The sequence below is a fragment of the Flavobacterium sp. genome, assembly GCF_043722275.1.
In the GTDB taxonomy this organism is placed as follows: domain Bacteria; phylum Bacteroidota; class Bacteroidia; order Flavobacteriales; family Flavobacteriaceae; genus Flavobacterium.
On sequence record NZ_JAYSPC010000136.1, the window covers coordinates 18,081 to 33,477 of the forward strand.

General features: G+C 34.5%; 12 protein-coding genes and 1 tRNA gene. 8 read left to right on the plus strand and 5 right to left on the minus strand.

Annotation, left to right across the window (positions count from 1 at the left end; translation table 11 throughout):
- Positions 1-153 precede the first annotated feature (153 nt).
- Positions 154-561, minus strand: coding sequence for a helix-turn-helix domain-containing protein (locus ACHZDT_RS16805; RefSeq protein ID WP_394775787.1), 408 nt, complete (start codon positions 559-561; stop codon positions 154-156).
- Between the two features lie 215 nt (positions 562-776).
- Here ACHZDT_RS16805 and ACHZDT_RS16810 point away from each other — a divergent pair, with 215 nt between their 5' ends.
- From ACHZDT_RS16810 to ACHZDT_RS16830, 5 genes are all read left to right on the plus strand, one after another.
- Complete coding sequence (locus ACHZDT_RS16810) at positions 777-1,298, plus strand: hypothetical protein (protein ID WP_394775788.1); 522 nt, start codon at positions 777-779, stop codon at positions 1,296-1,298.
- 33 nt (positions 1,299-1,331) lie between these two features.
- Positions 1,332-2,942: a hypothetical protein gene (locus ACHZDT_RS16815; RefSeq protein ID WP_394775789.1), complete on the plus strand. Its 1,611-nt coding sequence runs from the start codon at positions 1,332-1,334 to the stop codon at positions 2,940-2,942.
- A gap of 29 nt (positions 2,943-2,971) precedes the next feature.
- Positions 2,972-3,325 carry a hypothetical protein gene (locus ACHZDT_RS16820; protein ID WP_394775790.1) on the plus strand — a complete coding sequence of 118 codons (354 nt, stop codon included), beginning with the start codon at positions 2,972-2,974 and terminating at the stop codon, positions 3,323-3,325.
- A 195-nt stretch (positions 3,326-3,520) separates the two neighbouring features.
- Positions 3,521-3,793: a hypothetical protein gene (locus ACHZDT_RS16825; protein ID WP_394775791.1), complete on the plus strand. Its 273-nt coding sequence runs from the start codon at positions 3,521-3,523 to the stop codon at positions 3,791-3,793.
- A complete protein-coding gene (locus ACHZDT_RS16830) occupies positions 3,750-5,306 on the plus strand; it encodes a recombinase family protein (protein WP_394775798.1) in 1,557 nt (518 codons plus the stop codon). The genes ACHZDT_RS16825 and ACHZDT_RS16830 overlap by 44 nt, the downstream gene beginning before the upstream one ends.
- Here ACHZDT_RS16830 and ACHZDT_RS16835 read toward each other — a convergent pair.
- Positions 5,266-5,338 (minus strand) — tRNA-Met (locus tag ACHZDT_RS16835). The two genes, ACHZDT_RS16830 and ACHZDT_RS16835, sit on opposite strands and share 41 nt — an antisense overlap.
- A 117-nt stretch (positions 5,339-5,455) precedes the next feature.
- On the opposite strand from ACHZDT_RS16835, the gene era reads away from it, so the two are divergent.
- The 3 genes from era to ACHZDT_RS16850 all read left to right on the plus strand — a co-directional run bounded on the left by era (position 5,456) and on the right by ACHZDT_RS16850 (position 10,987).
- On the plus strand, positions 5,456-6,337 hold the full coding sequence (gene era / locus ACHZDT_RS16840; RefSeq protein ID WP_394775792.1) for a GTPase Era: 882 nt from the start codon (positions 5,456-5,458) through the stop codon (positions 6,335-6,337).
- 430 nt (positions 6,338-6,767) lie between these two features.
- A complete protein-coding gene (gene der, locus ACHZDT_RS16845) occupies positions 6,768-8,078 on the plus strand; it encodes a ribosome biogenesis GTPase Der (RefSeq protein ID WP_394775793.1) in 1,311 nt (436 codons plus the stop codon).
- A gap of 158 nt (positions 8,079-8,236) precedes the next feature.
- Complete coding sequence (locus ACHZDT_RS16850; protein ID WP_394775794.1) at positions 8,237-10,987, plus strand: outer membrane beta-barrel protein; 2,751 nt, start codon at positions 8,237-8,239, stop codon at positions 10,985-10,987.
- A gap of 462 nt (positions 10,988-11,449) precedes the next feature.
- Here ACHZDT_RS16850 and ACHZDT_RS16855 read toward each other — a convergent pair whose 3' ends face one another.
- The 3 genes from ACHZDT_RS16855 to ACHZDT_RS16865 form a co-directional block, all read right to left on the minus strand.
- A complete protein-coding gene (locus tag ACHZDT_RS16855; protein WP_394775795.1) occupies positions 11,450-13,996 on the minus strand; it encodes a TonB-dependent receptor in 2,547 nt (848 codons plus the stop codon).
- Between the two features lie 247 nt (positions 13,997-14,243).
- Positions 14,244-14,657, minus strand: a complete 414-nt coding sequence (locus tag ACHZDT_RS16860; RefSeq protein ID WP_213302419.1) for an Rrf2 family transcriptional regulator — start codon at positions 14,655-14,657, stop codon at positions 14,244-14,246.
- Positions 14,658-14,760: 103 nt separating this feature from the next.
- Positions 14,761-15,397, minus strand: a 637-nt coding sequence (locus tag ACHZDT_RS16865; protein WP_394775797.1) for a TPM domain-containing protein, incomplete at its 5' end; no start/stop codon positions are given.

A 15,397-nucleotide genomic window follows, 5' to 3' on the forward strand; every position in this document is an offset into this window, starting at 1 on the left:
TCGTAGAAGTTTTAGAAAAGTTTATAGAAGATCACTTTAGCCCAAATTTACACTTTTCAAGAAATGCTCTATAAATCAAATAATATTTAAAGACAAAGAGGTTGTCCTTTTCAGACAACCTCTTGTTTGAATTAATATATCTTTTATAAATAATTATTTATTGATTAATTTTTCAAGTCTTTGCATCATTTCATCTTTCTCTTTCAGCATACGCTCGTATAAAGCAATCTTTTCTTCATGAAGCTGAATCAATTTGTCAATTGGATTAACATTGAATGTAGGACTATGACCCGTATTTAAGAAAGCTCCATTATCAAATGTATTCGAAATAATATTAATAGCCTGCTCCTCATCAAAATTCTGAAAAGCTTCAACTGGAATTTTTAATACTGCTGATATTTGTTTAAGCAAATTATCTTCAATTACATCTTTTTGCTCAAGCATAGAAATTTTCTTCTGATTCCAGTCTTCTCCCAGATCATAAGCTAATGCTTCCTGCTTTATATTAAGCATTTCTCTGAAGCGTTTTACGTTTCTTCCCTGATGTATTTTCTGTTCCATAATGATTATCAATTTTCTGAGGGCTCAAAGATAAAGCCATGGGGATTAAAAAATCTGAATTTCAAAGATAAAAAAATATCCCGTAAAATATCCCTTTTGTCAGATATTATATCCATTTCTGGAATAGTTTATCCAGTTGAAAGGCAGGAACTTCGCTTTTGAATTCTAAAAATTTAAGCTATGAAAAAGAATAAAATATCCTTTGGAACTAATTTTTGGTAGGAAATCCCTATGATGTGCTTTATGCTTTTTTTGATTTCTCCCATCTTGACGAATATAAACAGATTTTAAGCGACTTGGCAATACACAGCTACAAGAAGACAATTTATAAGCAGGATAACCCATGCCATGTTTTTGTTTTTTATACTGCTTTAAGCTCATTTATCAAAGTCTGCCACTGTTTGAAAAGAAAAAGCAGGAAATGGCAGGCAAAGGGGTCAGATCACTACACTTCAATAGTTCATCTGGCTTCTCTAAGTAAAAACGAGTATAAAAATCCTTTTCAAGTATTTGAAAAGGCGTTCGAGCAGAGGTCATTGGAACAGTTTGAATTCTTTCTCTGTGAAATCGTACACCTTTCATTATCTCCCCATGCAGTAGAATCAGATTATGATATGATAACTCCCTATGTGCATTTAATCAAAATGCTCGATGCAGGACAGCTCATTATGGAAAGAGGCATTAAAAAGATCAAAAAGGAGAAACAGTCTGTGGATATTTTATCCCCTATAGAATAATATTCTTTATGTAAACTTCAAAAACAAAATATTATGAAAACTTCAGAAAAACTTATTTTTCCACAACTCGAAAACGAGTATCTGGAAAATATGCTGAGACAGCTGGTGAATAAATATAACATCATCCAAATGTTTTTTACCAGAACGCAATCTTCGGCATTTTCAAAACTTATAATCAATATTGACAGCAGTATAGATGCTCAAAAGCATCAGAATAGTAAATGGGTAAGAAAAGTTAAAGAACGCTTTCAGATTGATGTATTATTTGTTTTCTCCTCAAAGCTTCGACATCATTATTCTCTAGGAGATCCATTTAAAGCATATTACTGTCGTGAGTCTGCTGTTATTTACCAGAATTTTGAGTTCGGAAATTCCGTTTTTAAAACAATGGAATGGCAGAAATTCAAGAAGAGATTTAATGTGTTTGAAAACAATTTTCATCACGAGCACGACCTGTATAAATGTCAGATTAGAAATCTCATTTCAGAGGGTTCTTCCAACAGTGTTTATACTTCTTACTGCAGACTGATTGGATATGATCTTCAATGTCTGGAAGAATTTTATAAAGGAAATAAGTCAGACTCTGCTGATCTGAATCAAAGAATAAATCAACTTATCCCATACATTCCAGTAATTCAGAAATACTTTGTTAAAGCTTCTAAAGGCGGGTATTATCTTATTGATCTTTTTGAGCAGGCAAAAGAAGCTTCCAGTGACGAGGAAGCGATGTATAGAAATGAAATGTTTGAGTCAGTGGAGAAAACCGAAGAAAATCTGTATAGTATTATTTGTGATAGATTTAGTGAGTTTAGAAAACTAATAAAGAAAGAGTATAGAGAAGAGCAGGAAGTTTTATGCAGTAATGAGTCTAAAGACAAAATTCTTGAAACAGCTGTTCAGACTATTTTGGAATCAGTAGAGCCAGAACAGATTTATCTTTTTAATCAGGTGGCAAGCCATGAAAAAACTACTTATTACCTTTTACTTGTAACAGATGGGATTGGAAATGAAAAATTGAAATTAATCGTTAACCGTTTAAAAAACAAGAAAGGTGGTAACTCCGTTTTTGTACTGATCAGTCACAGTCGTCAATGGATACAAAATAACCTTTATGAATACCAGAGCTTCTTTGAGAAAATAATAAAAGAAGAGCAACTGATTTATTCATCAAATGAATACCATCCAGAACTTCACTGGGAATCTCCCCATAAACCTTATCACGGTGATCTTCATCTTTATTATAAATCGGCAGAGAAAAGTTTCCTTCAGTTTTCTTTGATAGCCACTAATGCTGATGGCAATTACTGTGGGCTCACGTCCATCTTCTCTCTTTTTTTCATGTCATTCTGCAGAACGTACGTTTTTGCAAAAACTTATTACATGCCTAATTATCTTCCAAGCCAAACTTTGTGGCAATTATGTATCTATGCAGATGCCGATATTAGAAAGTATAACTATTTAACAGAGCAGTTCTGGACTGACTTTTTTCCATTCTTGGATAGAAACAGGGCAGTATTTAATTGTTGGGACAGACTGAAAGTTGAACAGTTAGATCAGATGACTGTAATAGTGGAGAAACTTATGAATGAACTGCGTATTGCAGTTGTCGAAAGCGGACTCTTGAAAAATTTTGAGCAGGACTGATTTGGGAGAATTAATTAAGAATATATATCATGGAAACAGATGAAATTAAAAAACTGGAAAGAATTGGAGTATTAAGCGAAAGACTGCTTAATACTCTGAAACCAGCCGATGATAAAAGAGGAATGTATAATGCAGAGATCAGGATATATGATTATTACGAACTTGTTTCAATTATAAGAAACCTAATGAAGCTCTGCATAATCGCTTTGGACAGGGACAGTGCGGAAGTTCCGCCCACGATTCTAAACCAGAATATTGATGTAGGGCTTATATTGGGAATAGCACTTCAGCTGTTCCCGATTGATGAATTTGAGCTTATAAATGAAATCAGCTATTTATATAATGATATGAAAGAGGAACGTAGAGCAGATTCCGAACAATGATTAACATTTTGATGTACATATTATGTCCATGACAATCAGAGAAAGTCATATTAACTTTGTATGAATCTGAAATTTGGTTGGGTGATGATGAGTAAATTTTACTTATGAACCTCAGTGAATTAGGCTTTATATTTGTACTATCCCCACCATATTTTGATCAGGATAAAATGAAAAAAGTGTTATAACTTTATAGCGATGAATGATTGTGGAACAAAAAAGACTGATGATCGGTCTTTTTTTAATGAAGAGGAATTTCAAATGGAGAAAGATGGAAGAGAGGAAAGAGGAAAAATGACGGCAGAAAAGACTAGAAAAATGCTGAAAGACGAAGGAGTGGAAGTGACGCTGGAACAGGCGGGAATGATTTTAGAATTTTTAAGAAAACTGGCAAACATGGCAGTTTCAAACTATTTAAAGAAAAAAGATGAGAAAAATAGCAGACCTATACGTGAGAGTGAGTACCGATGAACAGGCAGACAGGGGCTACTCACAGAGAAATCAGGAAGAAATGCTTCGCAAGTTCTGCGATATAAATGCTGTTGAAATAAGACACGTTATTTATGAAGACCATTCGGCAAAGACATTCAACCGCCCGCAGTGGAAGAAACTGCTTGCGGATCTAAAGAAGCATAAGAACAAAACAGATCTTCTGCTTTTTACCAAATGGGACAGGTTCAGCAGAAATGCGGGAGATGCGTACCAGATGATCAGTATGCTCAGAAAATTGGGAGTTGAGCCTCAGGCGATAGAACAGCCTTTAGATCTTTCAATACCCGAGAATAAAATGATGCTGGCTTTTTATCTGGCTGCTCCTGAGGTGGAGAATGACAGAAGAGCCCTAAATACCTTTCACGGTATGAGAAGAGCGAGAAAAGAAGGAAGGTATATGGGAATTGCTCCTATCGGATATATTAACCGAGTAAAAGAAGACGGAACAAAATATATTGCATTCGACCAGCCAGAAGCCTCTATTTTAAAATGGGCTTTTGAAGAACTTTCCAAAGGAATTTTTAATACGGAACAAGTGCTTCAAATGGCAAAAGAAAAAGGTCTTAAAGCAGGTAAAAATCATTTTTGGAGAGCGATCCGCAATCCTCTTTACTGCGGTAAGATCGAAGTACCAAAATATAAGGATGAAGAGCGCACTTTAGTTCGAGGACAGCATGAAGCTTTAATCTCTGATATGCTTTTCTATAAAGTTCAGGATGTTCTTGACGGAAGATCCCGCAAATATCTTCCAAAGGCACTTTCTGCCAAACCTTTTCCGCTGAGAGGATTTTTTATATGTCCCGACTGCGGAAAAATACTCACGGGTAGCATATCAAAAGGACGACACAAATATTATCCATATTACCACTGCAGTGCAGGATGCAGATACAGGATAAATTCGGAAACAGCAAATGAGATATTTATACAGAACCTGAAAAAGTATATACCAATTCCTGAAATCAAAAATATCTATGCCAATGTCATAGGCGACTGTTATAAAGAACAAATTAAGGATGTCTTAGAAGAAAAAACTAAAATCATAAGCCAGATCAAAGATTATGAAGCTAGAATCTCAAATGCAAGAGATCTTCTTGCGACAAAACAGATAGATGCCTCGGACTACCGAGATATGAAGTCAGATTACGGAGAGATGGTAAGAAGACTTGAATTAAAATTATCTGGTATAGATGATGAGAATAAAGATATTCAAGAGCTTTTAAAAGCAGGGGTAGAGAATCTGATGAAGCTTAATGAATATTATGAGAACGGCAATTGGGTTGAATCGAGAGACCTATTAGGTTCGATTTTTCCTGAGAATTTTACGATCTCAGAAAACGGGTTTCGAACCGCTAGAGTAAACGAAGTAGTGCATCTCATCTACAGTATTAACAGGCTGATAGGGCTAAATAAAAAAGGGACAAAGAAGAAATTTTCTTCTTTGTCCCAATTAGTAGCGGGAACAGGACTCGAACCTGTGACCTTCGGGTTATGAGCCCGACGAGCTGCCTACTGCTCTATCCCGCGATGTTTCGGGTGCAAAGATACGCCGATTTTCTAGAAATCCAACGAAAACTTTAAAAAATGTTTTATTTTCTGTATTGAGTTGATATGACTACCTTTGCACAATAAATTAATACACAAATGTCACATAAAGCAGGTTTTGTAAACATCATCGGGAATCCAAACGTTGGAAAATCAACGTTGATGAACGCCTTTGTTGGAGAAAGATTGTCAATTATTACATCAAAAGCACAAACAACCCGTCACCGTATTCTGGGAATCGTGAATGGCGAAGATTTTCAACTTATATTATCAGATACTCCCGGAATCATCAAACCCGCTTATGAAATGCAGGAATCGATGATGAACTTTGTAAAATCGGCTTTTGAAGATGCTGATATCTTAGTTTATATGGTCGAAATAGGGGAGCAGGATTTAAAAGATGAAGCTTTCTTTAATAAAATCATCAACGCTAAAATTCCGGTTTTGTTATTGTTGAATAAAATCGATAATTCGAATCAGGAACAATTAGAGGAACAAGTGGCATTTTGGACGGCAAAAGTGCCGAATGCTGAAATTTTCCCAATCTCGGCTTTACAGAATTTTAATGTACCAGAAGTTTTCGGGAGAATCATTGAATTGTTGCCGGCATCTCCCGCATATTATCCAAAAGATCAATTAACAGATAAACCGGAACGTTTTTTCGTTAACGAAACCATTCGTGAGAAAATCTTGTTGAATTACAGCAAAGAGATTCCGTATGCGGTTGAAATTGTTACGGAAGAATTTTTTGAAGATGAAAATATTATCAAAATCCGTTCGATTATTATGGTGGAACGTGAAACTCAAAAAGGAATCATTATTGGACATAAAGGTGCTGCTTTGAAAAAAGTGGGAGTAGATTCTCGTGCCGATTTAGAGAAATTCTTTGGAAAACAAATCCATATTGAACTTGTTGTAAAAGTGAATAAAAACTGGAGAAGCAACGCAAATATGTTGAAACGATTTGGGTATAATCAATAAAGGAGTTTTGAGAGCGGTTTAAATTGTTTCAGGTTTCAAGTTTGAAATGAGAAATTGGAATTGTTAATTGTTTAATCGTTGATTGTTTCAAGTTTCAAGTTTTTGCTATGCCAAACGTTTATTGTAAAACTGAGACTGAAACTGGATTTTTAGCCCTGATAGAAGTGAAAATCCTTTTTTACTGTTTTTTCTACAATAAAAAAGATTGAAACGTCCCGAGGCTTCGGGAGCAGGAAATAGCTCCTGAAAAATAACCTGAAATAACAGGGAAAATAATAAAAAACTTAGGTATTAGAAACTTAGCGACTTAGCCACTTTTTTAACTACCTTTGCAAAAAATTAAAATACGGTATTTTGGATTTACAATTTAATAAGATTTTGTTCAACACAGAATCTAAAATCTAAAATCTAAAGTCTAAAATTCAAAAAAATGAATAACATTGTTGCGATAGTAGGAAGACCTAATGTAGGGAAATCAACCCTTTTTAATAGGCTGATACAAAGAAGAGAAGCTATTGTAGATTCGATTTCTGGAGTTACCAGAGATAGAAACTACGGTAAAAGCGAGTGGAACGGAAAAGAATTTTCGGTAATTGATACCGGCGGATATGTTCGCGGTTCTGATGACGTTTTTGAAGGAGAAATTAGAAAACAAGTAGAATTAGCTATCGACGAAGCTGATGTTATTATTTTTGTAGTTGATGTTGAGGAAGGTATTACACCTATGGATGACGTTGTTGCCCGTTTGTTGCGTAAAGTGACTAAGCCAGTTTTATTGGCGGTGAATAAGGTAGATAATTCAATGCGTGAGAAAGATGCAATCGAATTTTATAACCTTGGATTAGGAGAATATTACACATTTGCAAGTATTTCAGGAAGTGGAACAGGAGATTTATTAGATGCTTTAATCGACTCATTTCCAGTGAAACCGGAACCAGTTCAGGAAGAGGTTGTTTTACCTCGTTTTGCTGTTGTTGGACGTCCAAATGCTGGAAAATCAAGTTTTATCAATGCGTTAATTGGTAAAGAGCGTTTCATGGTTACGGATATTGCTGGAACAACTCGTGATGCAATTGATACAAAATTCGACCGTTTTGGTTTTGAATTTAACCTTGTGGATACTGCGGGAATCCGTCGTAAAGCTAAAGTTAAGGAAGATTTAGAGTTTTACTCGGTAATGCGTTCTGTCCGTGCGATTGAACATGCAGATATTTGTATTTTAATTATTGATGCAACCCGTGGATTTGAAGGTCAGGATCAGAGCATTTTCTGGTTAGCTGAAAAAAACCGTAAAGGTGTTGTAATCTTAGTGAACAAGTGGGATTTAGTAGAAAAAGATACTATGTCTACTCGTGATTATGAAGCTAAAATTAGAGAAGAATTAATGCCTTTTACAGATGTGCCAATTTTGTTCGTTTCGGCTTTAACGAAACAACGTTTATTGAAAGCATTAGAGGCTACGGTTCAGGTTTTTGAAAACAGAAAACAAAGAATCCCAACTTCTAAATTCAATGAATTTATGTTGAAAGTAATTGAAGCATATCCACCACCAGCGACAAAAGGTAAATATGTAAAAATTAAATATTGCATGCAGTTGCCAACTTTAACGCCTCAGTTTGTGTTTTTTGCAAATATGCCACAATATGTTAAGGAACCATATAAGAGATATCTTGAAAATAAGATTAGAGAAAATTGGGACTTTTCAGGAGTGCCAATCGATATTTATATCAGAGAAAAATAAAATAAGAAGTCCTCAAATGAGGACTTTTTTTATGCCTTGTTTGTAATTGAAAAGGATTAGTTTCGACTTAAAGGGCATACTATTTGAATAAATGTTGAAATTAAAAGTTAAACCTTTTGGCTTTTTTTAAGTCTTACTGTTTTCTAACCAACCATTTTATGACCAAAATTTATTATTTCCTAATTTTTATTTTATTTTGTTATTCGGCAAATGCCCAAAATGACATCGTTATTAAAGGGACCGTTATTGATATCAATACACAATTACCGCTCGAACTGGCAACTGTTTATTTTACAACAGTAAAAGATTCTACAGTGATTGAATATGCTACTACCGATAAAAACGGATCGTTTAGTATTACCACTAAAAAGTATGATAAGCCTATTTTCCTGAAGGTAAATTATATGGGATATCAGCCTTATTTTGAAGAAGAAAAAGGACTTATGGAAAGTAAGGACTTTGGTAAACTCTATTTACTGGAGGCTGCAAATGCTTTAGATAATGTCGTTATCAAAAGTGAAGCTGCGCCAATAACAATAAAAAAAGATACATTAGAATTTAATGCAGCTTCGTATAAAGTCCGACCAGATTCGAATGTAGAAAACTTGCTGAAACAATTACCGGGATTTGATGTAGGAACCGATGGTAAAATTACCGTAAACGGAAGGGAAGTTAATCAGGTTTTAGTTAACGGAAAAACGTTTTTTGATAAAGATGGCGCAATTGCCTTAAAGAATTTACCAGCAGAAATTATCAAAAAAATTCAGGTTTCGGATTTTAAAACGAAGAAGGAAGAATTGTCAAAGCAAGAATCGACTTCGGATTTTTCGAGTATAAATATCACAATCGACGAAAAGAAAAATAAGGGTTATTTTGGGAAAATCCTTGGCGGATACGGTTCTGATGATCGGTATGAAAGTAGTTTGATTATGAATTTTTTTAATAATAAGCAAAAAATAAGCGTTTTGGCTTCGTCTAATAATATTAATTCTACGGGATTTGCTCAGGATGAGGTATTTGACAATATGGGCGGAGGACGAAATAGCAAAGGTACTAGCGGAAGTTCAGGAAGTGGAAAAGGAATTACGCAATCGAACTTAATAGGACTTAATTATTCGGATGACTGGTCGGAAAAGCTGATGGCAATGGGAAGTTATAATTTTTCGAATTCGATTAATAATAATGACAGTAAATCTGATCAGACAAGTTTTTTGCCAACCGGAAATATTTCGACTTCATCTGATTCTAAAACCAGAAATGAAAATACCGGAAACAATGTCAATTTTGAATTAGAATATAAAATTGATCCAACAACAAGATTGGTTATTGTACCAAAAGTGAATCAATCCAGATCGAATAGTAATTCGACTTCATCTAGTTTTTCTGAAGATGAAAATGGAGAAGCTTTAAATGAAAGTAATGCCAAATCATATTCTGAAAGTACAAATACAAGCTTTGGAAACACGATTAATTTCAATAAAGCTTTCAACAAAAAGTCTCGTAACTTTAGTGTTGTTTTTGATAATAATAACACCAATACTGATGCTGAAGCATTAAATCTTTCTCAAACTATTTTTTATCAGGATAGTAAACCTAACGACGATAGAAATCAGAAAAGTATAAATAATAATAGCACAGATACTTATTCACTTGAACTTGAATATACAGAACCGGTGACTGATTCTTTAAGAATTAGATTTGGATCTGATTTTGACTGGAACAAGGAAATGAAGGATATGAAAACATACGATTTTGATGCTGTATCACAATCTTATTCAGATTTAAATCAGTCATTAACAAATTATACTACTTCAATACAAAATTCATTTAGTCCTAAAGTTGGGATTACATGGCAAAAAAGCAAATTTACTGTGAACTTAAATTCAAGAACGGCGCTTGTTGAGTTTGATAATCACTCTATATACCTCAACAACGCGACAGATTTGAATAAGAAATATGCTTTGCCGTATGGAGATTTTCAGATAAGATATAAATTTAGCCGTTCGAAAAATTTATCTTTCAAATATGATTATTCAAATGCACTTCCTTCTGCCGTTCAATTAATGCCGGTTTTAAATTTAACAAATCCGTTAAATACGATTATTGGTAATCCGGATTTGAATCCTATCGAGAAAAACAGTGCTAATTTTAGTTTTAGAAATTATGATTTCCGTACACGATCCGGTTACAGTTTGTATGTAAAAGGAGATTATTATAATAATGATGTCGTTTCGACTTCAATTTATGATGAAAGCGGAAAAAGAACAACAACTTACGTGAATATTTCAGGAACTTACACAACTTCAATTGGCGGAAACTGGAATCAATCTATAAAAAGAGATGCGCATGTTTTGCGATATGGTTTTGGTTTAAACGGTAGTTATTCATTTGATAAAGGTTTTACAAACGCTGTTTTATACAATGCAAAATCTACTGCGATTACGCCAAAAGTGAATCTGTCTTACGAATACGGAGAACTTTTAGTGATTTCGCCAACCTATAGTTTATCATACAATCAAACGAATTATGAGAATTCCTCACGTGATGCCACTTCTAATGTTGTACACAGAATCAATTTGCAAACGACAAGTTATTGGCCTGCAAATTTAATTTTCGGGAATGATTTTGGATATACTTATAATTCTAATATCTCGAGCGACTTCAAAAAAGATTTTTACTTATGGAATACAAGTTTGTCTTATGGATTTTTTGATAAAAAAGTCTACGCTAAAATAAAAGTATATGATGTTTTAAATCAGAATTTAAGTGCGACAAGAACTATTTCGGCAACGTCAATTCGCGATGAAGAAAATACTGTTTTGAAGCGTTACGTAATGTTTTCTGTAAGTTATAAAATAGGAAATTTTGCAGGAGCAGAAAAAGGAGAGAAGAAAAGGCAAAGGGAGTAGGTTCGTTCTAAGTTTCTGAGTTACTAAGTTTTTTTTGGAAGGTTCAAAGAAACAAAGGAACAGAGGGACAAAGATCTGAAAAAATAAAAAGACAAAGATTTACTCGTAGAGGCGCACAGCAGTGCGTCTTTTTTTATGCCCGCAGATTTTACGGATTAAACAGATTTTGCACATATTTTTAATTTTTTAATCTTGATTTAGATAAAGAAAATATCATAGTTTTTATTTGAACACAGAGATTGGGAGAATATATCTTTTTTGCGTTCCAAATATTGAATTGCCTCCAGCTTCAGCTGGAGATTAGAAAAATAGAAATACTGAAAATGGCTTTAGCCAAATTAGGAATAATTGAAACTCTATATCTCAAATCTGCATTCAAAAAACCTAAAATCGACAACATAAAAAAACGAGATAGATTTAAAAACCTATCTCGTTTAATGTAATTAAAATTAACTAATTGTATTATAGTGAATACTTTAAAGTAATACCATAAGTTCTTTGATCTCCAAGTACACCTGCATATTGTCCTGTGTTTCCACCAGCTGGTAATAATTGTTCGTAATAATCTTTGTTTAAAAGGTTACGTCCCCAAAAGTGAACTGATAAACCTTGTGATGCACGGAAACCGAAACGAGCGTTGAAAATAGCATAACCATCAACCACTAAATATTTTGAAGCTGAAGGGCTTGATGAGAATTCAGATCTGGCGTAAGAATCTAATCCAAGGAAAACTTTTCCTGAATTTCCGAAGAATTTTGCCTTATCAGAAAGTTCACCTCCTAAAGATCCTGCCCATTTTGAAGCACCAGGTAATTCAGTTCCTGAAACATCTTTAAAAGCTACCGGAGCTCCTGTTTCTTCTAACGGAAGTGGTGCATTTGTAAATTTCACATATTTAGCATCTGTATAAGTTGCGGCACCGTTGATCGTTAAGTGTTGGCTAATAACAAAACTTGCATCAAGTTCAGCACCTCTTACACGCACTTTATCTGCGTTAGCAAGATATCCACGATTTACACCCAATTCAGCAGCCTGAACATTAGTTTGGAAATCTTTTATATCTGTATTAAAGAATGCAAGATTAAATACTGAATTTCTAAATGGAGAAGTTTTAAAACCTATCTCATAATGATTCACTTTTTCTGGCTTAATAACTGCAAGATCTAATAATGGCAGACCTTTTGAATCAGTAGGAAGTCCGGCCACGTTTACACCAACTGGTTTGTAACTTTTAGCATAAGTTGCATAAGCGTTGATTTTGTCTGAAGCCTTGAAAGTCAATGTGATGTTTCCTGAAAAGTCAGTATTATCAGTACTAGAATCAAATGCCTGATCAGAATACACTAATTTTTTCAAAGCAAGTAATGCCGGATCGGTAGTTTGTAAACCTCCGTATGTTGTACGGGCATAATGCGCGTCTTTTTTGTCAAAATTATATCTTAAGCCTGGTAAAACGTGAATACGATCTGTAATAGCCCAGTCAATTTGACCAAATACTGCCGCACTTGAAGCTCTGATATTGGCATCAGTTTTGATTCCGTATCCTTCAAAAAGTCCCGGAGTTTTCCATAACGCACTTGTTGTACTTTGTGCAAATCTCCATTGTGCGTTCCCAGATTCCTCTGTTCCGTCTGTTTGTGATGTTTGATCTATAAAAAATACACCTACAACGCCACTAATTTTTTCTGTAAGTTGACCTGCATAACGCACTTCTTGTGTAAATTGAGTTTGTCTTGTTGGATTTTGAGATAATGCCAAAACTTGCAATCCTGTAAAATCCCTGTCATTTGATGGGTCCCAGTTCCAAAAACGCCAAGCAGTGGTTGAAGTTAGAGTTCCTGACCCAATTTTTGTATCAATATTAAGAGATAAACCTCCCATATCTTGTCCTGAACGCCAAGGAGTATCATGATCAATTTTACGGTCAAAAGCATTTTGACTTGGCAATTGATAATTCAAATCTTTAATAATGGCATCAAACTGGCGATAAGCAGGTCTTTGAGTAGGAGCAACACCTGCAACAACCTGAGCATATCCGTCAGGACGTTGTGTTGTAATATCTCCTGCTAAAATAATATTTGTATTTGTTGTTGGAGTCCAAAGCAACTGACCTCTGATTCCTTGATTGTTTAATGTATTTGTAGGTCTTCCTGTTACCACATTGTCAATTAAACCGTCGCGTTGTGTGCCTGAAAAAGACAAACGTCCTGCAACTTTTTTACCTAATGCTCCTGTAACCGAAGCTTTTGCTTGTAGAAAGTTATAATTTCCGTAGCTTACTTCAAAATCTGCACCTGAAGTAAAACTTGGTTTACGAGTTGTAATGTTAAACGCTCCGGAAGTGGTGTTTTTACCAAATAAAGATCCTTGCGGTCCACGTAAAACCTCGATTTGTTCTACATCGATAAAATCTAAAGTAGTTGCAGCCGGACGAGCGTAGTAAACACCGTCAACATAAAAACCAACTCCGGGATCAATTCCGTCATTTGTTAACCCAAAAGGAGAACCAAGACTACGAATATTGATTCCTGTATTTCTTGGGTTTGATGAATATAATTGTACAGATGGAACAAGTTCCTTGATTCTGTTTACGTTAAAAGCTCCTGTTTGCTCAGCTTGTTTTCCTGTAATTACAGAAATTGCAATTGGCACATCCTGAACTTTTTCTATTCTTCGTCTTGAAGAAACGACAACTTCTATAAGTTCATTTTCCTCTTTAAGTGTAACTGGTATTGAAGCTTTTGGTAAATCTGTAAGTTCGATTTCGGTAGTTTTATATCCTACGTATTGAATTATAAGAGTTAAAGGAAGTTTTCCTTTTGTATCGATGATGAATCTTCCTTCAGAGTCTGTAGTGGTATTATTTGTTGTTCCTTTGATAACAACGTTAACGGCTTCTAATGGAGTGCTTTCACTTGTTTTAACTACACCTTCGATGTTTTGTGCAAATGATATTGAGAAAGTTAAAAAGAATAATATTGGAAGTATATTTTTTATAGAATTTTTCATTTTTATATTAAGTATATGTGATTAGTAGAATTTAAATTAAATTTTTTTTACCAGCACATACACATCATAGAAGAATTGTTTTTCAAAGTAGAAAATTGACTATTTTGGTTTTTTTGCAAAAGATTTTTAGATACATCTGATCGATTGTAATTTACTTTCATAGGGTTGAAATTTGGAAAAAGGTTGTTAGTTTTTTTGCAAATATATGTAAATTCTATAGATTTACTAGGAATTAGAAAATATTTTTTTATTTCTTTACAAGTGAGGCGATTGTAATGCCTTGCATCGCTTTAAGAGTCTCGTCGCGTATGATCATTAAACCATGTCTTAAGCTGCATTCTTCCTCAGTTTTACAATCTGAGCATGGTTCGTAAAAGTTTAACGAAGCACATGGTAAAAGCGCAATTGCACCGTCAAATAAGCGGTGAATTTCTGCCAGAGTGATATCGTTTTTTGAGCGTATCAAATAATATCCGCCAAATTTTCCCTGCTTACTGCTCACAAAACGTCCACGTTTTAGATCCAATAAAATTTGCTCTAAAAACTTTTTAGGAATGTTGGCTCCCTCAGCAATTTCTATCGTTCTAGAAATGTGATTTTCGTCTTGTTGTGCTAAATAAAGTAAGGCCTTAAGGGCGTATTTTGCTTTATGTGATAACATCTGTATTTAATTATGAATTGTAAATTATTAATTATTAATTTTATTTTAGCCGAAAACTAAAAACCGTGAAACCTGAAACAAGAAAAACTTGAAACAAAAGTTTTTACCAGCCTCCGCTAGAACCTCCACCAGAGAATCCGCCGCCGCCAAAACCTCCACCAAAGCCGCCGCCACCTCCGGATGATCCGCCACCAAAACCTCCGCCAAATCCGCTTCCGCCACTTCTTCCAAGACTACTTAAAAGAATCACATCGAGCAGGCTTGGACCTCCACCATTATTATTGCCTGAATTTCCTCCACCGCCTTTATTTCTGGACAGTAAAATTAATACAATTACAACAATAACAATTAAGGGAATTATCGGGAAACTATTTCCTTTGGCTTGTTTGCGCTCGCCTTTGAACTTTCCTTTAAAAACATCAATTATGGCATCTGTTCCTTTGTCAAGTCCGTTATAAAAACTTCCTGCTTTAAATTCAGGAATAATTATATTTCTGATTATTGTTCCGCCAATTCCGGCAGTCAAACGATCTTCAACTCCGTATCCGGGATTAATGGCGATTTTCTTTTCGGCTTTAGCCAATAAAATAATAACACCATTATCATCTTGTTTTGTTCCGCCAATTCCCCAGGTTTGTCCCCATTTTGTAGCTAATTGAGAAACATCTTCACCTTTTAAGCTTTCAATTATAATCACTACAATTTGAGTTGTAGTAGAATCAGAATATCTAATTAGTTTT